The sequence below is a fragment of the Chitinivibrionales bacterium genome (assembly GCA_035516255.1).
Lineage (GTDB): Bacteria > Fibrobacterota > Chitinivibrionia > Chitinivibrionales > FEN-1185 > FEN-1185.
Genome location: DATJAL010000045.1, coordinates 65,404 through 88,049 on the forward strand (window position 1 = coordinate 65,404; position 22,646 = coordinate 88,049).

Consider the following 22,646-nt stretch of genomic DNA (forward strand, 5'->3'; position numbering starts at 1 on the left):
GGAAGTACCCGAAGGGGTATACCTCTCCCCCGACTATTTTTATTTTATAAAATTCTTTTTATTATCTCATCCACCGCCATCGCCCCCAATCCCGCCGCCATTTCCCATTTTATCAACGCTGATATTTTTCCTGCTGATTTCCGGAAATCCGAACGGTAAAACAGCCAGCTCCAGTACAAGTGCAGCGGCGCAACGACAATAAGGCAGACGAGCGCGTAGGCGATGCCGAAACCGCGTGAAACATACGGCACGATGACGAGCATCGCATACAGCAGGCCGCACACTGCGATGATCGCCTTGAGCGCGGGGCGGGAGAGCGACGCCGAGGTGATGTAACCGGCCACCCTGTCGCCGGGTTGGTCCTGAACGTCCTTTATTATTTCCCGCGGCATGTTGAGCAAAAACGCGAGAATTGCCGGAACGTAAAGCCGCTGCACATCGGGGCCGAGCAGCCCGCCGAAAACGATGGTGTAGGCGACGAGTGCGCTCACGAGAACGTTGCCGGCGAGCGGCGTGCCCTTCAAAATCAAGGCATACAGCAAGAGCATGACAAGAGGAACGGACGCGCCGATGCCGTGTTGCCACGAGGCGAGAAATCCGCAGATGAGAGCTGCGGCCGCGCAAAGAACGGAAAATACCGTTGAGCTTCTTTTTGAAATGTCGCCTTTGGCAAGGGGCCGTGAGGGATGGCTTATTTTATCCGTGGCAATGTCTGATATGTCATTGACCACGTTGCCGAAGCCCCCGGCCGCTATTGCGGCGGCGATGAGCAGGATCAATTTCTGCCAGGGTCCTGCCGCGTGCGAAAGCCAGAATCCAAGCGCGACCCCGACGCCGATCATGAGCATATTGCCCGGGCGGAGGAGCTTTACATAAGATAAGAGTTTCATATGGTCGGTTTTTTGTTCCGCAGCCCCCGGGGCGCACTGCGATCAGCGCCGCTGCGGGGCGGCGCGGGGTTCCAAGGGGCGTTCGCCGTAAAACACCCCTTGGTCGTCGTGCGGGGGCGAAACCCCGCAATTATACTTTATCTTCTTTTAATGGTAAAAAATAAAATTTTACAAATCAGCGCTGATTTATTTTCATTGCTTGTCATCGTGATAAAATAGTATAAAAAGTGATTAAGATAAGAATCAAAAAAATTGAAAACACGTGGAGGCATTTCTGAAAATCACTATCGAAAAGAAATGGCATCTTTTCATCGCAGTTACTATTGCGGGCGTCGCCTTTGACTGGTTCACCAAATACCTTGCCGCGACGCACCTGCGCGTGGGGGTTCCGGTCAACGTGATCGGCCATTATGCCCAGTTCCTGCTCATCTTCAACAAAGCCGCGATATGGGGGATAGATCCGAGAACAATCATCCCCTGGTTCCCGCTCAACGGGTTCTTTTACATTTTCAATATCGTCGCCATGGCCATCATCATCGTTTATTACCGGACCCTGAAGCCTTCGGACAAACTCATGCAGTGGGGACTCGCGCTCATCATGCCGGGCGCGCTGGGCAATCTGTTCGACCGGCTGGTGCACGCGAAGACCGGCGTGGTGGATTTCATCAGGCTCGGCATTTCCGACAGGCTGTACTGGGCCATTTTCAACTGCGCCGATATCTATGTCACCTTCGGCGTTGCCATCATGCTCTGGTATTTCCTGTTCGTGGAAAAGAAGCAGAAAGCGGCTGCAACGCAGCCAAGTCCGGATATCTCAGCCTGATTTCCGTTTACCTCCGCGATGACCGCCTATGAAAAGCCCAAACGATGTGGTTGAAATAGCCGTGGACTCGTCGGACGCCGGCGCGCGTCTTGACGTTTTTGCCGCGCGCCATATACCGTCGCTCTCTCGCGCGAAAATCCAGTCCCATATTGAGTCCGGATTGATTTTGCGCAACGGCAGGCCCGCAAAGAAAAAAACGGCTCTTGCCGAAGGCGACATTGTCTCTTTTGACAAGGCACGTCTGTCCGCGTCGGCAGCGTCGAGGCTTGTCCCGCAGAATATTCCGCTCGATGTTCTTTACGAAGACGATTATCTGCTTGCGGTGAACAAGCCGCCCGGCATGGTGGTGCATCCGGGCAGCGGGAACAGGGAGGGGACGCTTGTCCATGCGCTCCTCTATCATGTCAAGTCGCTGTCGGCGGGCTTTGCGCCCGACAGGCCGGGCATCGTGCACCGGCTTGACAAGGACACGTCGGGCGTGCTGCTGGTGGCAAAGACCGACCAAACCCACCGGAAGCTCGCCCGTCTCTTTTCTTCGCGCGAAATAAAAAAGGAATATCTTGGATTCTGCATTGGAAAGCGGCCCCAGGCGCACGCGAGCCTGGGAGCGCCGCTCGGCCGCTCGCGCCGCGACCCGGTCAAACGCGCGGTGCGCGGCGACGGCAAGGAGGCGCTCACCGAATACTGGCTCCTGACGAACCGCTGCGGCATATCGATGATGAAATTCGCGCCGCATACGGGCCGCACGCACCAGATCCGCGTGCACTGCAGCGCGGCCGGGTTTCCCGTGCTTGCCGATTCACTTTACGGCGGGGGAAAGGACGCGCTCGGCCGCATTCCCGTTCTGGAAAGGCCGTTTGCCGCAAGCGTGTTCAAATGCTTTGACCGCCACGCGCTTCATGCGCACACCATTACCTTTGTCCATCCCCATACGAACAGGGAGCAGACGATTTCCGCGCCGCTGCCCGGGGATTTTAGAAAAGCAGCGGGATTATTTGAAAATGACGGCGGGAAATTGTCAGCGTCTTTTCATTCGTGAACGTCAACGGCCGCCGCAAGCGCGGCCGAAGTTCTCTTCCGTATCCTTCCGCACAGGTTTTCGCACCCCTTGGGACATTTCTCCGTATTGGCAAGTATCTTTTTAAGATGCTCCGCCCTGGCAGTCGCGTCGATGCGCCGCAGGACAAAATCGAGAAACGCCGAGTCGGCGGCGGTGAACCGTTGCATCTCCGGCAGCGAGTCCCAGCGCTCGGCCAGCGCTTTGACAATGGCGGCGGAAAAAGCCTCCGTGGTATAGACATTTTCACAGTTTTTGTATAACCGGTAAAATTTATTGATCACCCGCCACCCGCCGTACTGCCGCAGGGAGTCCTGCGCACGGAACACGCCCTTGCCGGCGCAATTGGCTTTCTGGCCGCATGAAATCCCCACGGCCAATAAAATGAGGAGGACACATTTGATTATGGAGTTTCTCATCATTGCTATAAATAATTGATTGAACCGTTTTGCCGCAACCGTCGACTATCGGCATGCAGGGGACAGATCAAATGAACGCCCAACATTTGTTTCCATTGTCTTTTCCCTTCTTGCAATTATCGTTGGACAAGCCGGAGGCATTCCTTTACATCAAGTTACTTGACATTTTTATCGGAAGAATGGAATAATAAAAAGGAGAGGGCGGCGTCCGCACATTTTCCATAGTAAACCAGCTGTTTTACCATACATCACCATTTACCGGGAGGAATGTTATGCGCGCGAGGTGTCTTCTTATCGCCGTGCTTCTGTCCTGCTGTCTCGTTCATGCCGGAACAACGATCCTTCTTTCGGAGAATTTCGAGGGCCTTGCCGCCGGCTGGTCGCTCACGGGCGACTGGCAGATCGGCACCCCCACCTACGTGGGACCGGTCTCGGCGTATCAGGGCTCGCGCTGCGCGGCAACGAACATTTCCGGGTACTATTCCGCGAATTCCAACTCGATTTTGACCTCGCCGGTCATCCAGCTGCCCGCAACCGCAACGCAAATTACCTTCTCGTTTTTTGAATGGTATTACCTGGAATCCTGCTGCGACTACATGTACGTTGAGCTTTCCAACAACGGCGGCCTCTCGTGGAGCACGCTGCGAGGGGGACTCAACGGCTACAACCAGGTTTGGACACAGCACACGTATGATCTGACGGCATACAAAAACAGCTCGGTCCAGGTGCGGTTCCGGTTCACCTCCGACGGCTCCGACGAGTATCCCGGCTGGTACATCGACAGCGTGACCGTTGCGGCCACGGTCGTCGACACCGCGAACCTGCCGCACATCGCCGTTGCGCCGGGAAGCATGAGGATCAATGCAACCGACCCGTCGACGAAAACGCTTACCATTTGCAACACCGGCATCGGGGACACGCTGCGGTATTCGCTCAACACACTGGCGACGGGCGCCATCAACATCGTCGCATGGACCTACGGCGCGGAAATGTCGTACCGGTATCCTTACATGGTGAATGCGATCACGTCGAGGTTGCCGAATGCGACCGTCACGGCAACTACCACGACGGATCCGGCCACGCTCGCAGCGCTGCTGCAGAACGCGCAGGTGTTTCTGATACCCTGCCAATTCTATTCAACCCCATCTTACACTTACGGACAGGCGTTTGCCCCGGTGCTGAACAATTTCCTTAACGCCGGTGGCGTCGTGATCGCTCTTGCGCCATCGACCATGACCAGCTTCCTCTCCTACGCAGGCCTCGACACCATATCGGCCTACTCATACGCCACAGTGGGCACGGACCTGGCGACGAACCCGTCACACCCGGTATTCGACAGCGTCTCGACCGGCTCGCTGGCCAACCTGCCGTACACCTATTACTGGACCACGTTCGATGGTGCAACGGTTCTTGCCACCTACAGCTCCTACACCGTGCTCAGCGAGCGGAAAAAGGGCAACGGCGTCATCTACCTTATGGGCTATGATTTCTATTCGGGAAACGCGGTCACGTGGGGAAAGATCCTCGCCAACTGCATCACGAAAAACATTTCACCCACGGGAGGGTTCGTGACCGCCGATACCACAGCGGGTTGGGTAAAGGCGGGCTCCTGCAAGAACGTGCTGCTTACGTTCCACCGCGAGAAAATGCAGCCCGGCACGCAGGTCGTGCAGCTGAGGATAAACCATAACGCGCTGCTCGATGTGAACCCGGTGGTCGTGGCATGCACCTTGTCGGTGGATTCCACCACCGTTGCCTACAGCGCTCCGAGCATGTCGGTGACGCTGTTTACGGGGGACACTGCCACGAGGAACGCCACTATTCAAAATACGGGTTCGAGCCTGCTGAATTTCAACATCACGAAAATAAGCAAGGGAACCGCGCAGGCGCCCATTCTCATTAACGAAATCGGCATCTACTACCGTTTTATCGAATTGCTTAATACCGGAGGCGCCGACGTGAATATCGGGGGCTGGCGGTTGGCCTGGACCGACAATTACGGCGGGCCTGGCACCTACACGTTCCCTGCGGGCACCCTCATCCGCGGTCACCGCTTTGTGATGGTCTATGCGAGTACCGGCTTGTCAAGTGATTCGCTCTTCTACATCGGGAGCGTGATAAACTGGACGTATACTTCGGAGATGTCGGTGTCGCTTGTCAACTCCTCGGGACAGGGGGTCGATTTCTTTAAAACAAGCATGGACCCGACCCTTCCTCCTTCGGGGACCACATGGGCGGGTTCGGGATTCGTGCGGCCCGGCAGCGTATATTATTATTACCGGACCTCCACGGTCGACAATAATTCCGCCGCAGACTGGGCCTATTCCATCGGCGGCTATTACTGGTTTGTCCTCAATCCTGGACAAACCCTTGGCCCCGACGTCCAAACAGGGTATATTTCTGCATCAGCCGATTCTCTCACCCTCGGCGCCGGCAGCAGCTCGCTGATTCGGTTCAAGTACGACGCGAGTTCGCTCATGACAAGCGGCATCTTCATCGACACGTTCAAGATAACTCACAACGCGAAAACAATCGCGTCGCCCATCACCGTGGTCTGCACGCTTGTGGTGAAGTCCAATATTCCAGTTCTCATTCCGTACCAGCCGGACCCCACCATCAACCGCAAACCGCTGCTGCAATGGCACCCGGTTGCGTCGGCGTCGGCCTACATCGTCGAAGTCTCGCAGACCTCGTCCTTTGCCAGCCTCCAGCTGATCCAGCAGACGCAGGACACCTTTTTCCAGCCGCTCATGAACCTGCCGCTGGGCGACGTCTACTGGCGGGTGCGCTGCGACTTGAACGCGAAACCGTCACTGCCGGATTATTTCTTTATACAGAACGACTCTATACCGGTGCTCATCCCAATCATCCCGGACACGGTCACGTCGCAGGCGGGCATGATGTTCACCTGGCACAAGGCCACCGGCGCCACGAGTTACAAGATTCAGATTTACAAGACGGACACCATTATTCCCCAGCCTATTGTCATAACCTTCGCGGCCGACACATTCTACCAGCAGCTGGTGCCGCTGGCGAGCGGCCGGTATGTATGGACGGTATCGGCCAACTTCGATTACAACCGGCTTTCGTATCCGGACACCTTCTGGGTGAAGCCGGTGAGCAAAACGGTGGAAATCACCAGGAGCAAGCTGCCAACGGTTCTCAGCATCAGGGCGTTTGCCTCCTCGGGCCGCGTCATGCTTTCCATCGCGGTGCCGCAGCGCGCGTCGCTGGCGGTGCGGCCCGTTTCGGTTGACCTGTTCGACGTGCGCGGAAGGCTCATCGGCAGGGTGTTCGACGGCATGCTGGCCGCCGGGTATTACCAGTTCGCGGTGCAGGCACAACGCCTCGCCAGCGGCATGTACGTGTGCAGGATGCAGTCGCTCAACGAGCAGCTGCTGACTTCCGTGTACGTAAAGAAGTAGGGAAGACGCTCTGACCGGCGCAGGTGAAGAGACCGCCCGCGATTCGCGGGCGGTTTTTTTATTGGCGATCCGATTATTTATTTTATGAGTTCGTTTTTCATCATGCACCATGAAAGGGGCGCCTTTGGAAACCATTCCCCTCGGCAGACGGCCGCTCGATATCGCCATCATAGGGTTTTTCATTTTCAACGCGGTTTTCATCACCTACTTTTTCGACCTGGAGCAGGTGGTGATACCCAATACGGCGCACTTCACCTATCCGCTTTGGCCTCCGCGTTTTCTGGTGGACCTGGCCCACTGGTGGGGCAAGCACTATGACCCCCTCCTTTACGCGCGTCCGGTGTGGTGGCGCGCCACGATCTGGATCGATGTCCTTTTGTTCGGCCCCTTCTATTTTGTCGCGATCTGGGCATTTGCAAAAGGGAAGAACTGGATCCGCCTTCCCGGCATCATTTATTCGGCGGTGATGCTCACCAACGTGACCATCATCCTGAGCGAGGAGATAGGGGGACCATACGCAACCCCCAATCTTCCGTCCGTGGTCGGCGCCAACGCGTCATGGATCATTTTTCCCCTGCTCATCATCTGGCGACTGTGGGGGACCGATTGCCCATTTTCAAAAAAGAAATCTGCGGTTCCATGAACAATGACGCATTCAGGGAAAAATACGGGCCGTGGGCCGTTGTGGCGGGCGCCTCCGAAGGGCTCGGCGCCGCCTTCGCGGAAGAATGCGCAAGGCGAGGGCTGAAGGTCGTGTTGGCGGCGCGCTCAAGAGACAAATTGGCTTCTGTGCAGACTTCCCTGAGTGAAAAATATAAAACCGAATGCCGCGTGCTGGCGCTTGACCTTTCAGAACCGGATGCTGCGGCCAGTTTAGATCGGCAGACGGCGTTATTGGACACGGGGCTGTTCATTTACAACGCGGCATTGTCGCTGCTCGGTCCGTATTTTATTTTTCCTGAGGATCAGCACCGCGCCACAATGGCCACCAACTGCGCAACGCCGGCGCTGTGCGCCTACCGGTTCGGCAAGCGTTTGAGGGAGCGCGGCAAGGGCGGGATCGTTCTCATGTCATCCATGGCCGGGTTTCAGGGCGGGCCCTTCCTTGCGCATTATGCGGCGACAAAGGCATACTGCACGGTGCTCGCCGAAGGCTTGAGCAGGGAATGCGCTGCCGATAATGTTGACGTGCTTGCCTGCTGCGCGGGCGCGGTTGCAACGCCGGGCTACCTCAGGGCGAACGGGGGAAAAACTTCCTTCATGGTGATGAAGCCCGCGGCCGTTGCGCGCAAGGCTCTTGACAATATCCACCGGCGCGGTGTTTACATCCCGGGAATTTTCAACAAGTGCGGGGCTTTCGTTTTGCAAAAACTGCTCCCGCGCAGCCTGGCGGTGAGCGTCATGGAGCATTCCGTGCGGGGCATGGTGAAAACGCCGGGCAGATTATGATTCTGCAAACCCTCCGTTTTGCAAAGCTGACAAAAGGCAAGTCCCTGTTTCTTTGCTGTATCGCCTATGCATGCGCGGGCATAGGCGCCTGTGCGGTCGGCCTGCAATTTTCACCGGCGCATCCCGTCATTATGGCCGCCGCGGCGGATGCCGCCGCTACATTCGTAGTATTCCTTTTCAGCGTCATATTGGACAATTCCAGCGTGTACGATCCCTATTGGAGCGTCGCGCCCATAGGAATACTTCTGTTTTATGATTTACAAAGCGGAGTTTTCCTTGCTATGCGACAGGTCATTGTGGCCGCACTGGTTTGTTTCTGGGCGCTGCGGCTTACGTTGAACTGGCTTTTACGCTGGCAGGGCCTTGGCGACGAAGACTGGCGGTATGCCGATTTCCGGCCGAACCGCGCGTACTGGGCCTTGAGTTTTGCCGGTTTTCATTTCTTTCCGACGGCCGCGGTTTTTTGCGGGTGCCTTCCGCTCGTTCCGGTATTTCTTTGCGCCACCCATGCATTCGGTGCGATTGACGCCGCGGCGGCCGCGGTCGCGTTCGGAAGCATCCTCATCGAAATGAGGGCTGACAAGGAACTGCGCATGTTCAGAAGCAAACTACGGAAACAGGGGGAACTTTTGACAAACGGGATTTGGAGCCGGTGCCGGCACCCGAACTACTTCGGCGAAGTGGCGTTCTGGTGGGGAATGGGACTGTTCGGTATCGCGGCCGATCCCGCGTACTGGTGGACCATGTCGGGCGCGGCCGTCATCACCGCGCTTTTCCTGTTTATCAGCCTGCCGATGATGGACAAACACATGCTCAAGCATTATCCGTCGTACCGTGAACGCATGGAGTCGGTACCCGCCTTTATTCCATTCTTCCATCGGAAAAAGAAAGGGGGCGATCGCTTTTTCCGGCACTGAGACTTGACTCTTTCCGGTACGATAAGTATGTTACGTAATCCCGATCACCAATCTTTTAAAAGGAGTTTACCGGTATGAAACATGTTTTGTCTGCAGCGGCCATCGTCGTATTGATGGGATCCATTTCCATTACAAAGGCGGACACGGTGCAGGTGAATATTAAATCGCTATTGAACGCGCGGGCCGTTTCGACGTTTTCAAACGGGAAAATCTACACGTGGTCCATGGGTATTGACGGGGGAGGGGGCGGCGACGGATACGTAACGCACTCGGTTGCCGTTCATCTGAACTATACAGGACATACCCTGCCGGACAGCGCACGGTATCCTGCCAACGCCAACCATCCATTGATGATTTTAAATTTTTCCAATGCCGACAGCACCGATTCCCAAACACATTATCTCAAAGGCTCGGATTCCGTCACGTTTTCCGTTCCGCAGGGGAACTATTCGGCCGTCTACCTTGCCCTGACGAGCTCGGAAGGATCCACGACCATCGGCGTCGTGCTTAACTATACCGATGGCCCGGTAACTTCCAGCTTCACGCTGCCCGACTACGATCAGGGCCTCACCACCGGCGTCTTCTATGTTGATTCCGCCATGCAGAAGTGGAACAATCAGAATTCACCGGGTGACAACTACGGTCACGCCCTCAACGGCTACGGCGTCACCGCGAATCCGGCAAAGACGCTCACCAGCGTCAAACTTCTCAAGAAAACTACCGGCAGCTACCTCGTGCTCTGGGGCGTGACCGGGGTCGCCACCGGCGTCACCAAGGTTGTCACGCCCGTCAATGCCGGGAGACTCAATGGGATACGAGTGATGACCAACGGCGGGACAATACGCTTTGTCAATCTTCCCGCGAATGCGCGCGTGAACGTTTTTTCGGCCGACGGGAGAAATGTTTCACGGGCGGTTTTGTTCAACCATGAAAAACTGGCGGCAGGCGTTTACATGGTAGAAATGCATGCGGGTGGCGATTATAAACAGAACCGGATTATTGTTGACAGATAAAATTCATGTCGTATGAACACCATATAATTGGATGCCAAGAAATTCATCCGTCAAGCTTTTTGAAAGAATCTTCTTCCGCATAATAATTGCAGGGGCGTTGTTTTAAACGCCCCTCATCACATCTGTATCGCCAGCCCCTGCGTGAGGGTGATTGTCTCGCCTGGCGCATCGGCGCCAAAGAGGGGGCAGCGAAAGACCGGTCGCGCTCTTCCCGCTCCTAAAAGCCGTGTTTATCTCTAACGCGACCGGGCTGGAGCGAGGGGGAGACTTCCCCCGCAAGGTTTTTATCTTTTTATTGTGCAGAAATAGTTCTCCGCAATCTCCACGGCAACACCAACCCCATCCTCAGCCCTTATCTTTTTGCCCAGTTCCTCACTGCGGATTTTTATTTCTTTATTGGTTACTGCCTCATGAATAGCCTGCGCCAGGTTCTCTGCCGTCAATTTCTTCCAGGGAACAGGACGCGGGGCAACACCCAATTCGTGGAGCCGCCGTGCCCAGAAAAGCTGGTCGGCGAAAAAAGGCACGGGCACCGCGGGCACGCCCGCGCGAAGCCCGGCTCCGGTGGTGCCTGCGCCGCAATGATGGACCACGGCCGCCATGCGGGGGAATAGCCAGTCATGCGGTGCGGATTCCATCATGTAACCATTGTCGGGCAGCGCGGCCGTTGCAAGGCCGCCCCAGCCTGAAAGCAGGATGCCGCGCTGACCGGCGAGGCGCAGCGCGTCTGCGACGAGTTTTGTGGCGGCCGCCGGGTCGCTGTTGTTCATGCTGCCGAACCCTATTGAAACCGGCGGCGGGCCTGCATTGACAAAATCAACAAGGCCGGCAGGGGGCGTCCACGCGGAAGCGAGATCGAGGAACCAGTAACCGGTCGCCGTTGCATTCGGCGGCCAGTCTGTAGGCGGTTTCACCACAAGCGGGCTGTACCCGAACAGCAGGGGCCTTTTTATCGATTCACTTGACCGGTGCAAATCCTTGCCGACGCCGGCGCCGCGGAGCGCGCGCCGCACCACCGGGCCCGCAACCGCGGCCACGCCGAAATCGGCGATTGCATACGTAAACCTGTTGTACAAGGCCGCGCCGGGAATCCGCGGATCGAGCGGCGGGAAAAACGGGTGCGCAAACTTCGAGGTCGCGGCGAGCGGCTGCATCAATGCGGTGCAAAAGGGGATGTTGAGCCACTCAAATGCCGCGCTTCCGAACATCGCGCCGGAGGAGGGCATCACGAACGCGTCCGAGCCGGCGAAGTTTTTTTTCGCCTCGACGATCATCGGCTCGACGAACGGCTCGAGCAGCTGTCTCATCCTGCGAAGGAACATGAACGGGTTGCCGCCCGCGGCAAGCATTGCCCGGCCGCGCTCCGATTCAATCAGCGAGCGTATGTTGAGGTTGACGAACCGGCAGTCAAAGTCCGCGCCTTCGACCAATGGCGCGTAATCAGGCGTGGTGACCATGCGCACCCGGTGTCCCGCCGCCTTGAACCCGTGCGCCAGCGCGATATAGGGCTGCGAGTCGCCGCGCGATCCGCCGGAAGTGAGTGTGATGAGCATTGAAGCCCGGCTCCTTCAGGACGGCTGCCGTGACGCCGGCGCCGCGTTCACGATCAGCGCCCGCATGACAAAGCAAAGCATCACGCTGTTGAAAATATGCCATAAGAAATGGGTTCCGACAGGGAAGCACGGGCAGATGAGCATGTCTATGGTGCGGAATACAAGCGAGAAGAAGAATGCGGCAGCGCCGAGGAATAAAAAAAGACGTTCGTTCTTTTTTGTCGCTGCGGTTACAATTCCGTACACAATCATCATGACAAGCGCCGGTGCGTACACCAGCGAGTTGTTCAGAAGTCCATGAAAGAAGGCGCACATCCACATCGAGGCAAGAAAGCCGGAAAGAACAAGCATGGTCAATCCTGCGGAAAAGTTAAAAACCCGCCGGCTGTAAATCCATAGGAAAGCTACCTGAAAAAGAAAAATCGGCCCGGCGTCAAAAAGCTGGGTGAATCGCGTATGGAAAACATGGAAGATGGTGCTGCCGGCGCCGAGCGCGGCGATAAGGGCGATGAGAACGCAGACGCCGGGGTCTGCGGTGTCGCGGCGCCGGGCCATCCGCCAGCAAAGCCATGCCGCAAGAAAAAACGCCAGATTGCTGGCGGCATTGAACGGTTCGCCGAAAATTCCGGAGGCGGTTCTTTCGCAGTATGCGTCCATCATGACAAGGGCCTTTTATCAGGGCGTCGGCATGGAAGCATGCATGCCGCTTGTCAATTATTGAGGATCATGCCGGTGGAAAACACCAGCATGAAGGCGAGCCAGAGGTAGAGAAGAAGGTTGTTGAGCGCGGACTCGGTTATCGACTGCTCGTTGCTTTTGTTCCGCGCCCTTTCGCGCAGGTGTTTGACAATGGAATAAACAGTCCAGCCGAGCAGGCCGGCGCCGACGAGTTTTGCGAGCATGATGGACAACGGCATGGTATTCCTTTTGGATTAAAATACTTGGCGCAATGTAAAGAGAAAAAGAAAAATTGCCCGAGACACGGAGAGCACGGAGTTACAAGTTAAGAGTGAATAGTGAAGAGTTGAGAGTTGTTAAGGTGTATGTTTCTGTTCACAATTCACTCTTCGCTCTTAACTTTCTTTTTCTCTATGTCTTCCGTGTCTCTGCGGTGAATCTTGCTTTTTTATTCTTCCAGCGGGGTGGCGCCCGGGCTCTGGGCAACGGGCGGGGGCGGCGGTGTCTGGAGATCCACCTTTACCGCCGCGAGCCGCCGTGAGAAAATCTCGAACCCGTCCCACAATACCACGAATTCATAAAACCCCTCTTCCGGCAGCGGGAGCCCGTTGATGTTGCCGCCGATTTCTATCACCGAGCGCCGGTTGTCGGCGGGGTCAACGTCCCAGGGCGGCAGGGTCATGGAAAAGGAGCCGCCTTCTTTCCTGAAAAGAAGCTGGAGTTTTCCCTTCTTTGCCACGTCGGTGATCGCGATGTAGATGGCGCAGTTTCCGTGCTTCGAAGGGAAGTGCGGACTGTTGATGGAGCTGAACGTGCCGGCGAGCACGCTTTTTCCCGTGTGCACGTCGCGGTAGTAGTAATCGCACACGATCATGGCGAGGATGATGGGTTTCATGCTGGATTTCTTTATGATATTTTTTGTGAGGATAAAAATAATTCTTTGTCGATGGCGATGTTCCTAAAATCAAGACCGAAAAAAGATTTTGCCGCAAAGAACGCAAAGTCCGGCGGGCAGTGGATCGCAATTGAAAAATTTCCCGAAGCAACAGCCATGCTTAAGGTATTTTACTAATGGCTGCCCCAGGGTTGCGGGGAGAGAGGACGCGCAATTTCATGATCACTGTCATCAAAACGGGAAAAATCAAGGCCATCTTGATTGTATCAAAAAAATCCTGGTCACAGGGGCGTGCATGGCGATAAAGAGCGAAGAAATCCAGAGAAAAATCCTTCATTTCATTTTCGGCACCATCATCCCGCTCGGGATTTTCTACATACCGCTTTACGCGGAGAAACTGTCATGGAAGGCACTGCCGCCGTGGACCCTGCCGCCCATCATCCTGTCGTTTTTCCTCGCACTGTTCGTGATCATGGAGACGCTGCGGTTCCGCGTGCCCGCGATCCAGAACATCTTCCATCGGTTCTTCGGCAGCATGCTGCGGCTGGAGGAAGTCAAAAAAACGACCGGCGCCACCTACATCCTCGCCTCGTCCGTGCTCTGCTCGCTCGTTTTCAGAAATCAGCCGCAGGTGTCGCTCATGGTGCTTTCCACGTTCATCTGGGGAGACGCGGTCGCCGCGCTCGTGGGACAGGGCATGGGAAAAATCAGGATCGGCTCCAAGTCGCTCGAGGGCTCGGTCGCCTGCCTCGTGCTGTGCCTGGTGTTTTTTCTGGCGGTGTTTCCCGCCCTGCCGTTCCTTCTTGACAAATGGAACGGAAGAATCCCCCTCTTGCTCGCTATCATCGCGTCGCTGTGCATAACGGTCATGGAGCTGTTTACCATCAAGATCCGCGGGTTTGAGGTGAATGATAATCTTTCGGTGCCGTTTATCACGGGAATTGTTATGATACTTTTATATCCAATTTTAAAATAATGATATGCCGGATATCTCCCCTCGCTACTGGGCTGGCACCTTGTCGCCGACCCGCAAATCAATAAAACTCTTCCAAAGCGAAATCCTGCGCCATTATAAAACCCACGGCAGAAAAATGCCGTGGAGAGAAACGCGGGACCCCTACTGCGTTCTCGTTTCTGAAATCATGCTCCAGCAGACGCAGGTGCGCAGGGCGGAGGAGAAGTATCCGGAGTTTATAAAGGCCTTTCCAAATTTCGAGGCGCTTGACAAAGCGCCGCTGGCGAAAGTTTTCGCCGTGTGGCAGGGGATGGGTTACAACCGGCGCGCGATTGCCTTGAAAAGAATCGCACATTTAGTTGTCAACGATTACAAAGGTAACTTACCTCGAACGCGGGAAAAGTTGTGCAGCCTGCCCGGCATCGGCAAGGCCACGGCGTCGTCGATCATGGCGTTCGCGTTCAACCAGCCCTCGGTCTTTGTTGAAACAAATATTCGAACGGTGTTCATACATTTCTTTTTTCAAAAGAAAAGAATGGTTGCGGATGAGGAAATCCTTGAGGTCGCACGCCGGTGTGCGTATGAAAAAAATCCCCGTGTTTGGTATTGGGCGCTCATGGACTATGGAGCGATGCTGAAAAAGAGCGGCGAGGATAAAAATGCGATAAGCAAACACTATAAAAAGCAGGAAAAGTTTGAAGGATCAAGGAGACAAAAAAGAGGAAAAATACTCAGGCTGTTGCTTGATTACAAGCTATTGACAATAGATGAGATATATAATAGAATGAATGTAAAGGGCGATGAAGATAAGAAAGTGAAGAGCGAAGAATTAAGAGTGAAAAGTAAAAATAAGGGAAAAATATCAATTAAAGAGATAAAAGGCATTTTAAAGGAGTTGAAAAAGGAAGGGCTGGTAAACGAGGAAAAGGGGGAGTTTTTTATTTGAACCGGAACTTCCGGAAACCATTTTGCAGTTGTTCCTGTTTCTTGACCGGCAGGAAAAACAGGTTTAAAGGAAGAAAATAAAAATGTCCGATGTCCAAATCGTCTCGATCGCCGTAGTATTCTTCATCGCGGTGACCCTCTGCATCGTGATTATCCAGTTCCGCGAATATTTCAGCGACGTGCACCGGTTGAGGGTAACCAGTGGCCGCCTTGAGATCATTGACGGCCTGCTCCACGCACGCCAGCACGCCTCCGAAATCGATAATATAAAAGCAGGACCCGACGCCGAAAAGGAGCTTAAATCCGCGTTCGGATTCTCGGACCTTCAGGCGGTGGCGATAATAAAAATCAATAATCCGATGCGCAGCGTTTCCGAGGAAAATTTACGGGAGGAGCGGCAGCGGCTGGCAAAGGAAGTTGAGGAGCTGGAGAAGAGGACAGGGAAGAGGAAAAAAAGGTAAAAGGAACACGCGGTGGGTTTTGGTCATAACTTAATAATTGGGGGTTAAATTTGAGTCTAATAATTACACTATATATTCGCGAAGGTATTGTAATGGCAAGCGATTCAAGATTATCCCTTAATCAACAAGAATAAAGCCCGGCAGGTCAAGTTCTTAATTTATCAGTTAGCCAATCAGACTCAAATTATAAAACGCTCCTAACACCGACTAAGGTAGGAATTTCAACATGTGGAGCTGCCGATATATAGGGTATTCCTCTTGCTGGGTTTATCGAATCATTTATAAATGATATTGTAGTTCCAAGAAAATTATTGGTGGAGGAAGCTGCAATTGAGATTTTAAAATATTTTCGAAATTTCCAACCTACTCCTGAAATTACATTCCATGTAGCCGGCCATAAGTCTCTCGAAAACAGATCCGAGCAAGAGGTTTGGGGCGTTGTTGTTACGCAGAACTCACATCAAAGATTAAATACTACTGATGATCAAGGTATTGCATGGGGAGGCGAGGTAGATATACGTGCTGGTTATAAAACCGACGGAGGCATACTGGGTTCAAAGAAAAACTTTACACGGTTCTGATAATTAACGAAATAACGATTGTTATAGCTTGTACTTAGTTTGTTTTAGCAGCTTTTCAAATTTAAATCCTTATTATAGCTGTGCTAAGTAGAGGTCGCGCCACAAATTATTTTAACATTTTATGCCCCTGTCAATCGCCCCCTGAATCACCTCCCTCGTCTTCTCCCTTATCAATGCGATCCTCTCTCTTTTCGGTAAATCCCCATCCCCAAAATCCCTGGGATAAAGCGCCGTCTCAATCACCACATGGACCCGCGGCGGCAGCCAAAGAACAGGCTTTCCCCTCCATAATCTTTGCTTCACCACGATCGCCATCGGGATCACGGGCACGTTGAACATGACCGCGAGGAAAAACGCGCCGTCCTTGAACCCGTTCACCCTCTGGTTGAAATGCGCCAGGTCGTGCTCTGCGAACACGTGGACAAATCCCCTTTCGTCAAGCGCGCGCCTGAGCTGCTTGACAATGTGCAAGAGCGGGTCTTTGTCGGTGAGCGGGAACGCGCCGAGCAGACGGATGAACATGCCGAGAAAGCGGATCCTGAACGTTGACTCCATCGCCGAATAATAGGCGCGGCGCGGGGCAATGGCGTGGCTGAGGATGCCGGGATCGAGGTACAGGGTGTGGTTGCTCACGAGGATCGCCTTGCGGATGCGGAGATTGCGCCTTCCGCTGATCCGCATGCCGAACGCGAGCAGGTCGAGCACGATGACGAAAAACAGCGTGATGTGGTAAACGAAAAATGAGGCAAGCTTGAACAGCAGGGAAAAATAAAACACCTTAATGGCGCCGGTGTTTCCGCTCACTTCACGAACCGTCCCTTCCACAGGTAGCCCTTGCCCAGGGTGTCGTCGATTACGGATTTCCACCCGATGTAAATGAGAAGGATGAAGAGAAACGGGTAGAGCAGAGGGGCGTACCATACCATTCCCCGGTTGTAAAGGAAAAGCGCCCATGCGCCGAAAAACAGTCCCACGGATGCGGCCGCGAGGTGGATGTGGCTTCCATGGGTGAGGACTTCCAGGGGCAGCAGCACCACGGGGAGCACCAGGCCGCCGATGATGAAAACCGTGAGCGCAATGATCGATGCGACATGCTTTTCAAAAAAGTCGTAGATGTTTTTCGCGATGCCGTCCACGGCGCCGGAAAAACTCCGGTACATGCGGCAGGACACATGGTTCTTCACGTCGAGAAACACCAGACGGTGTCCGCGCTTTTTAAGTTCGCGGCCAATATAAATATCTTCGCTGATCTTGTGCCGTACGCTCTTGTAACCGTCGATCGCCTTGAACACCGATGCCTTGAAGAAAATAAACTGGCCGATAATGTGCGACGCGAAGGGCAGCCTGATGAGCGGGATGATCCACAGCGGCATGAACAGTACCGCGTTGAGGAACATGTTTGAAAGTACCGCCACCTCGCCGAATGATTTCGGAATTTGGCGGGTGTAGCCGGAAAGCGCGTCCGCCCGGTGCGCGAGCGCGTTGGTCACCGCCCATGAGATACTGTTGCCGTCGTGCACGGTGTCGGCGTCGGTGAACAGAAAATATTCGCCGGACGCGTGCCGTGCGAGTTCCTGCATGGCGTGCGGCTTTCCAAACCACCCTTCCGGAAGGTCGCTGCCCTTTATTGCCCTGATGGAAGGGTTTTTTTCAGCATAGCCGCTGATGATTTCCCAGGTGCCGTCCTCCGACATGTCGTCGTACACGATGATTTCATAATCGCGATAGGTCTGGTTGAGCAGCGAATCGAGGCAGCGGCCGATGTTTTGTTCCTCGTCCCGCGCGGGCACAAGCACCGACACGAGGGGACCGTGCGTGAGGCGGGGCTTTTTTGTGAACAGGGAAAGGTACAAGGTGTTGGTGATGGAGAGAAAGCAGAAAATGAAGCAACCGGCGATGATGATGTAGTAATACCAGGAAAACAGGTCAGGGGTTGACATGCTGCCCCGATGCTATCTCCTTGAGTTTTTCCGCGGCATACCGGTTGCCGGGATACAGTTCGAGCGCCTTGTTAAGGTATGCAAGCGCCTCTTCACGGCGCTCAAGACGGCCGTAGGCGATGCCGAGGCCGGAGAAAATGTTGAACTGGTCGTCTTTTTCTATGTCGGGCATCTCGAGAGCGGTGTTCATGACCTCAATGCCCTTGCTTGGATTGCCGCCGTAGATAATGGGCGGGTACACCAGCGTTGACCCGATAAGAATATGCGCCTTTCCGTTTTTAGGCTGTATTTTGAGCGCCGTGTTCGCAAGGTAAGATACCTCAAGCCCGTGCATGAAGACCCACCAGTATTCAAACTGTCGTATTTTCACAAGACACATCTGGCCCATGATCGCGCTTTTCACGCGCCATCCTTCGTCGCAGGAGGCGCAAAGGCGCAGGTGGTCGTCAATTGCCTTGAGCCCTATGGCAAGGTGTGAATCGGCTTCTTTCCAGTTCTGCAACTCATTTTCCGCCCTGCCTTCAAGGTATTCCAACCGGCCGCACCAGTACGCATTGTCTTTTTTGTTGTTGAAAACCTTCATCCGCAAGGAATCAGCCTTCCTGTAATCTTTTCTGATTTCCGCAATGGGCGAGTTCTGATATACCGCGTCACGCAGGGTTTCGTAAGCAGGGACAAATTCAGGCGGAACAGCGGGAGCGGCAAAAGCACTGCAAAAGCATAACGCATTAAAAATAACAACGACTTGAAAAATCCCTGGGATTTTTTCGGTTTTCATAGGCAGATGCAAAAGTCGCAAGATACGTGCCAGTTCTTTAATCTGTATAATATAAAAAATTCTTACTGAAAAAGGTAGATGATATAGCTGGCGAATAGGGATGGCGGTTCGTCTACTTGTTGGCCTCATCCAGAAGCCTGCATCCCTCCATGAGGAGCATGGTGGTGGAAGTGGCTATCTGGTGCCGTTCCGTTATCCTGTCAAGCGGAGAGAATGAGAAGGAGCCCTGGCTGAACCTGAGCACTTCAAAGACGGCCTTATCGCCCGATCTGTCGGCGAACTTGGCGGTCACCACATTTCCCTGTTCAAACAGGTACGCGCCCTCGCCGGACTTGGTTTTGACCACAAGGCTGCCGGTTTTCCTTCCGGTTTCGAGCATTTGGAAAAGCTCCACCGGGCAGAGGTGCTCGAGGTCGCCGGATATCCCGGGCTGCTCGGTCTCGGCGAGGATGTCGGACATGTTGATGATTTCGGTGACCTCCTGGTGCATCTTCTCCCTGAGCTGCTCGAACTCGTTTTTTATCACCGCGGCGTCGTTGACGCACCGCACCGTGAACACGATTGAGGTGACGCGGATTTTGTTCCAGTCGTTGAGCGGGCGCGGGTCGTGCGTGCTGATTTTGAAGCCGTTGAGGTACGTGCCGTTTTTGCTCCCCAGATCGCGGACCAAAAACGCACCGGATGATTTTTCCCATTCAATGACCGCATGCTGGCGGCTCACGCGGGGCTCGTTGAGCACGATGTCGTTGGAGTCTGCGCGTCCGATGGACACCGTTCCCTTGTCGGGCACGCGGATGGGGGAATCCGGATAATGCACGAGAAATACGCTTGACACTGTCGTTACCTTCTTTTATGAGTATAAACCGCGCCAATGTTAAATGCAAGATTTGGCAAATTTGATTTTTAATGGATGCAGAACATTGATTTTTTTGAGCGATATCGGATGAAATAAAGTGTCTATTATAATGGAAGATTAAATGCATAATGCTTTTAAAGCGATATTCCGCGCATTACGATAATAAAAAAAATCGATTTTTACTTTGCAGCCAGGGGAGTTACGCCAGCGGGAAATCCGTGCGCGCCAGTTGCTTTAAAGGAGAAATCAGCATGAAAAAATGGAAGTTTGTATTTTCCGTCGGGCTTATCGGAATCTTTTCGATCGGTGCAAAACTCGACGACAGCGGAAGCTACTGCACGGTGATCAACCCGGTGAATTTCTATTTGTACGACACGCTTCTCCTCATCTCGGATTCGGTTGCGGGGATCCACGTTTACTCCGTGAAGAATCCGCAGGCCCCGAAATTCCTGATGCGCATCCCATTGAAAGGAAACACCGGGATCGCCATGAAAGACAACGTGGTGTTCGCCAATTCCTGGGGCTCGATTTTGGCCATCCGGCTGACCGGAGAATCAACGTATGAAATTGCGGAATATATCAAAGAGGACCCCGATTACATTCCCATGCCCATTGACTATGGCGGAGGCCTCAGCTGTTTTCCTTCTGAGTCCGCGCCGGCATATTCCGGAACGGGCGGCGCATCGGGCACCGGGGGCTCGTATGCGGTCTTTGCCGTCATCGGCTCATATCTGTATTATCTCGACGGCTCGTCGGTCATCACCATGGACATCTCAACGCCGGCCCAGCCGAACAAATTGTCGAGCACCTATATCGACTGGTCCTCGGAGACCCTTTTTCCCACCGATAAATATCTTTTCGTGGGCGGAAGCAACGGCATGTACGTTCTTGACAGAAGCAACCCGGCGAATCCTTTGAGCATCGGGTCTTTCGCGCATTTCCGCGCCAAGGACCCCGTGGTGGTGCGCGACTCCGTGGCCTTTGTCACGCTACGCACCACCAACGACCTCACGGCCTCCCGGGACGAACTGCTCTCGGTGAGCCTGGACCCCATAACGAATCCCTCGGTAATTTCAGAAAAGCCCCTGTACACTCCCTGGGGGCTTGCCGTGTCCGACACGCTGCTGTACGTGGGCAACGGGGCGAACGGATTTTCACTTGTCAACGTGAAAGATCCGGGCCAGATGGCGGTGGTCAAATCATGGCAAACGCCGGAAGTCAAGGATTTCATCTGGCAGGGGAACAGGCTTTATGTGATGACGTTCGGGGAAATCATGATCTATGATGCGACGGATCCTCAGGCGCCGGTGCTGCTGGGGACGATACAATAGTTATCTACAGTTATCTTCGATGTTTCTTGCGTTAGCAGGCAGGACTGGGGGCCGCGCAAAAGCGCGGTGCCGGCCGGCGCCCCGCGAAGCGGCCTCGCGCCGTGGCAGCCCGAGCCGAAGGCGAGGGAAACGCCCAGATTTATTTTATTTTTTCAATTTCTTTTCAATCGCCTTTATCACCGTCTTCAACGTCTTTATTCTCGCAAAATATTTGCTGTCCGCCTCCACGATGGTCCAAGGAGCGTGTTTGGTGCTTGTGCGGTATATCATTTCATCAACAGCCAGTTTATACGCGTCCCATTTTTTCCTGTTGCGCCAGTCCTCGTCCGTGATTTTCCACCGCTTATACCACAATCCCTCGCGCTGCTTGAACCGCAGCAGCTGTTCACGCGGGTCGATGTGGAGCCAGAACTTGACAATCACGGCTCCGAAGTCCGCGCAGTCTTCCTCGAATTCGTTGATTTCACGGTAGGCACGCTTCCATTCCGTTTCGCTGCAGAAGCCCTCGACGCGCTCGACCATCACGCGGCCGTACCACGACCGGTCGAAAATGGTGATGTGGCCCGCCTTGGGCACCTTCTGCCAGAAGCGCCAGAGATAGTGGTGCGCCTTTTCAACGTCGCTGGGCGGGCCGACCGGCACCACCTCGTAGCCGCGCGGGTCAAGCGCCTGGGCAAGCCGCTTGATGTTGCCTCCTTTTCCGGCCGCGTCCCATCCTTCATACACGATGATGACGGGAATTCGCTTTATGTAAATTTTATACTCAATCTCACGGAGGTGCTCCTGGCATTTTTTAAGGTTTGCCTCATATTCCTCTTTTGTCATGGAAGGGGAGAGGTCTATGCGGTTGAGAATGGGCGGCACCTTTCCCGGCAAAACAGGCGCTTTTGTCAATCGACCCGGTTTTCCCTTGCGCGCGCAGGCCTCGGTAAGAGCCGCGATAAGCGTTTTGGTCACCTTTATCGAGGCGAAGCGGTGGTCGGTGGCCTCGACCACGGTCCATGGAGCATTGGGCCGCGATGTCTGGCCGAGCATGTCCGCCACTGATTTTCTAAGCCGGGCGTAATGCCGTTGCTGTTTCCAGTCGTCCTTGGTTACCTTCCATGCCGTGGCCGGATCTTTCAACAGCGCCTTGAAACGTTTTTTCTGCTCCTTTTTGCTGATGTGCAGGAAAAATTTAACCATGACGGTGCCGTCATCGGTAAGCTGGCGCTCGAATTCGCGGATCTCCCTGAAGGCCTTGCGCCATTCCCCTTTGTCAGTTGATTTTCCGTCCCTGTCGTGCAGCACGCCGCGGTACCAGCTCCTGTCGAATAGTGCGATGCGGCCGGCGGCAGGCAGCCTGAGCCAGAAGCGCCATAAGAACGGCCGCAGGTATTCCTCTTCGTTTGCCGCCTTGGTGAGGTTGACGTTGAACCCGCGCGGATCAAGCGCGAGCATGAGGTTGTTGATCTGCGTGCCCTTGCCCGCCGCGCCCCAGCCTTCGAACACGATGATGACCGGGATGTTCTTTTCACGCGCCGTCCGCTGCAGTTCGCCTATGGTACGTTGAAGGCCGGGCATGACTGCCTTGTAGGCGCGCTTGTCGGTTTTTTTTGAAAGGTCGAGCCGGTCGAGATCCATGGCTGAGCTCCTGGTTGCGAGGGGAATCAGCAATCATCAGTACTATTTATAGTATAA

23 protein-coding genes are annotated in these 22,646 nt (G+C 54.4%); 12 read left to right on the top strand and 11 right to left on the bottom strand.

Annotated elements, in window-relative coordinates; all coding sequences use genetic code 11:
- Positions 1-44 precede the first annotated feature (44 nt).
- Complete coding sequence (locus tag VLX68_12795) at positions 45-890, bottom strand: geranylgeranylglycerol-phosphate geranylgeranyltransferase (GenBank protein HUI93118.1); 846 nt, start codon at positions 888-890, stop codon at positions 45-47.
- 262 nt (positions 891-1,152) lie between these two features.
- Here VLX68_12795 and lspA point away from each other — a divergent pair, with 262 nt between their 5' ends.
- Both lspA and VLX68_12805 read left to right on the top strand, forming a co-directional pair.
- A complete protein-coding gene (gene lspA, locus VLX68_12800; GenBank protein ID HUI93119.1) occupies positions 1,153-1,713 on the top strand; it encodes a signal peptidase II in 561 nt (186 codons plus the stop codon).
- 28 nt (positions 1,714-1,741) lie between these two features.
- Positions 1,742-2,752, top strand: a complete 1,011-nt coding sequence (locus VLX68_12805; protein ID HUI93120.1) for an RluA family pseudouridine synthase — start codon at positions 1,742-1,744, stop codon at positions 2,750-2,752.
- Here the strand turns inward: VLX68_12805 and VLX68_12810 are convergent.
- A complete protein-coding gene (locus VLX68_12810) occupies positions 2,743-3,192 on the bottom strand; it encodes a hypothetical protein (GenBank protein ID HUI93121.1) in 450 nt (149 codons plus the stop codon). The genes VLX68_12805 and VLX68_12810 overlap by 10 nt on opposite strands.
- Positions 3,193-3,461: 269 nt before the next feature.
- Here VLX68_12810 and VLX68_12815 point away from each other — a divergent pair, with 269 nt between their 5' ends.
- From VLX68_12815 to VLX68_12835, 5 genes are all read left to right on the top strand, one after another.
- Complete coding sequence (locus VLX68_12815; GenBank protein ID HUI93122.1) at positions 3,462-6,614, top strand: lamin tail domain-containing protein; 3,153 nt, start codon at positions 3,462-3,464, stop codon at positions 6,612-6,614.
- A 124-nt stretch (positions 6,615-6,738) separates the two neighbouring features.
- Complete coding sequence (locus tag VLX68_12820; protein ID HUI93123.1) at positions 6,739-7,257, top strand: emopamil-binding family protein; 519 nt, start codon at positions 6,739-6,741, stop codon at positions 7,255-7,257.
- Entirely contained in the window at positions 7,254-8,063 is an 810-nt protein-coding gene (locus VLX68_12825; GenBank protein HUI93124.1) for an SDR family NAD(P)-dependent oxidoreductase, read from the top strand. Before VLX68_12820 ends, VLX68_12825 begins: the two co-directional genes overlap by 4 nt.
- A complete protein-coding gene (locus tag VLX68_12830) occupies positions 8,060-8,980 on the top strand; it encodes a DUF1295 domain-containing protein (protein ID HUI93125.1) in 921 nt (306 codons plus the stop codon). The genes VLX68_12825 and VLX68_12830 overlap by 4 nt, the downstream gene beginning before the upstream one ends.
- A 74-nt stretch (positions 8,981-9,054) precedes the next feature.
- The gene (locus tag VLX68_12835) at positions 9,055-9,993 is read left to right on the top strand and encodes a hypothetical protein (GenBank protein HUI93126.1); all 939 of its coding nucleotides are present in this window, start codon (positions 9,055-9,057) and stop codon (positions 9,991-9,993) included.
- Positions 9,994-10,277: 284 nt separating this feature from the next.
- On the opposite strand, the gene VLX68_12840 is transcribed toward VLX68_12835, so the two are convergent.
- The 4 genes from VLX68_12840 to VLX68_12855 form a co-directional block, all read right to left on the bottom strand.
- A complete protein-coding gene (locus VLX68_12840) occupies positions 10,278-11,546 on the bottom strand; it encodes a glycosyltransferase (GenBank protein HUI93127.1) in 1,269 nt (422 codons plus the stop codon).
- 15 nt (positions 11,547-11,561) lie between these two features.
- Entirely contained in the window at positions 11,562-12,206 is a 645-nt protein-coding gene (locus tag VLX68_12845; protein ID HUI93128.1) for a ceramidase domain-containing protein, read from the bottom strand.
- A 50-nt stretch (positions 12,207-12,256) separates the two neighbouring features.
- Positions 12,257-12,463 (bottom strand): hypothetical protein, encoded by a 207-nt coding sequence (locus VLX68_12850; GenBank protein HUI93129.1) that lies wholly within the window; start codon positions 12,461-12,463, stop codon positions 12,257-12,259.
- A 209-nt stretch (positions 12,464-12,672) separates the two neighbouring features.
- On the bottom strand, positions 12,673-13,119 hold the full coding sequence (locus VLX68_12855) for a hypothetical protein (GenBank protein ID HUI93130.1): 447 nt from the start codon (positions 13,117-13,119) through the stop codon (positions 12,673-12,675).
- Positions 13,120-13,414: 295 nt separating this feature from the next.
- Between VLX68_12855 and VLX68_12860 the strand changes: the two genes are divergently transcribed.
- The 4 genes from VLX68_12860 (at position 13,415) to VLX68_12875 (ending at position 16,061) form a co-directional block, all read left to right on the top strand.
- Positions 13,415-14,095 carry a hypothetical protein gene (locus VLX68_12860; GenBank protein HUI93131.1) on the top strand — a complete coding sequence of 227 codons (681 nt, stop codon included), beginning with the start codon at positions 13,415-13,417 and terminating at the stop codon, positions 14,093-14,095.
- A 115-nt stretch (positions 14,096-14,210) separates the two neighbouring features.
- Positions 14,211-15,020, top strand: coding sequence for a hypothetical protein (locus VLX68_12865; GenBank protein ID HUI93132.1), 810 nt, complete (start codon positions 14,211-14,213; stop codon positions 15,018-15,020).
- Between the two features lie 82 nt (positions 15,021-15,102).
- The gene (locus tag VLX68_12870) at positions 15,103-15,480 is read left to right on the top strand and encodes a hypothetical protein (protein ID HUI93133.1); all 378 of its coding nucleotides are present in this window, start codon (positions 15,103-15,105) and stop codon (positions 15,478-15,480) included.
- Positions 15,481-15,794: 314 nt separating this feature from the next.
- Positions 15,795-16,061: a hypothetical protein gene (locus VLX68_12875; protein ID HUI93134.1), complete on the top strand. Its 267-nt coding sequence runs from the start codon at positions 15,795-15,797 to the stop codon at positions 16,059-16,061.
- Positions 16,062-16,172: 111 nt separating this feature from the next.
- Here VLX68_12875 and VLX68_12880 read toward each other — a convergent pair whose 3' ends face one another.
- The 4 genes from VLX68_12880 to VLX68_12895 all read right to left on the bottom strand — a co-directional run bounded on the left by VLX68_12880 (position 16,173) and on the right by VLX68_12895 (position 19,614).
- Positions 16,173-16,886, bottom strand: a complete 714-nt coding sequence (locus VLX68_12880; GenBank protein ID HUI93135.1) for a lysophospholipid acyltransferase family protein — start codon at positions 16,884-16,886, stop codon at positions 16,173-16,175.
- Complete coding sequence (locus tag VLX68_12885) at positions 16,862-18,001, bottom strand: glycosyltransferase (protein ID HUI93136.1); 1,140 nt, start codon at positions 17,999-18,001, stop codon at positions 16,862-16,864. The genes VLX68_12880 and VLX68_12885 overlap by 25 nt, the downstream gene beginning before the upstream one ends.
- Entirely contained in the window at positions 17,988-18,584 is a 597-nt protein-coding gene (locus VLX68_12890; protein HUI93137.1) for a tetratricopeptide repeat protein, read from the bottom strand. The genes VLX68_12885 and VLX68_12890 overlap by 14 nt, the downstream gene beginning before the upstream one ends.
- Positions 18,585-18,891: 307 nt before the next feature.
- Entirely contained in the window at positions 18,892-19,614 is a 723-nt protein-coding gene (locus VLX68_12895; GenBank protein ID HUI93138.1) for an FHA domain-containing protein, read from the bottom strand.
- A gap of 272 nt (positions 19,615-19,886) precedes the next feature.
- On the opposite strand from VLX68_12895, the gene VLX68_12900 reads away from it, so the two are divergent.
- Positions 19,887-20,966, top strand: a complete 1,080-nt coding sequence (locus tag VLX68_12900) for a hypothetical protein (protein ID HUI93139.1) — start codon at positions 19,887-19,889, stop codon at positions 20,964-20,966.
- 144 nt (positions 20,967-21,110) lie between these two features.
- Here the strand turns inward: VLX68_12900 and pap are convergent, their stop codons facing one another.
- Positions 21,111-22,589: a polyphosphate:AMP phosphotransferase gene (gene pap, locus VLX68_12905; GenBank protein ID HUI93140.1), complete on the bottom strand. Its 1,479-nt coding sequence runs from the start codon at positions 22,587-22,589 to the stop codon at positions 21,111-21,113.
- Positions 22,590-22,646 lie beyond the last annotated feature (57 nt).